Below are 370 nucleotides of genomic sequence, written 5' to 3'. Positions count from 1 at the left end.
GGCGAGCGCGCGCTCGAGATCCACGTCGGCCCGCTCGCGCAGGTGGAGACGGCGGACGCCATCAAGGAGCTGTTCCGCGACATTCCAGGCCTCGGTACCATCTCCGACCTGCCCGAGGACCGGCCCGGGATGCGCCGCTTCGCGGTGCGCACCACTTCCACCGACGAGGACCTGCTGGACCTGTTCGTCTTCCATGTGGCCAAGGAGCAGGTGAAGATCCTCCCGCAGGGCGCCGCGGCCGGGGCGGGTGCCGACGCCGTTCGGCCGGTCGAACCGCAGGAGCACCTTCCGCAGGACACGAACCACGCCGAGCCCTACGGCTTCTTCCCGGGCTCGCCCGGCTTCCCGACCGCCGCCGCGCCCGCGTCCG

Annotated in this window: 1 pseudogene; it reads left to right on the top strand. The window is 72.4% G+C overall.

What is annotated here, in order from left to right:
- Positions 1 to 370, top strand: a pseudogene (locus A612_RS00005) (chemotaxis protein CheA); the annotation flags it as partial.

It is taken from the genome of Melaminivora alkalimesophila (assembly GCF_000282995.1).
Lineage (GTDB): Bacteria > Pseudomonadota > Gammaproteobacteria > Burkholderiales > Burkholderiaceae_C > Melaminivora > Melaminivora alkalimesophila.
The sequence above is the reverse complement of the archived record's forward strand: the minus strand, read 5'-3'. Positions and strand labels throughout refer to the sequence as shown.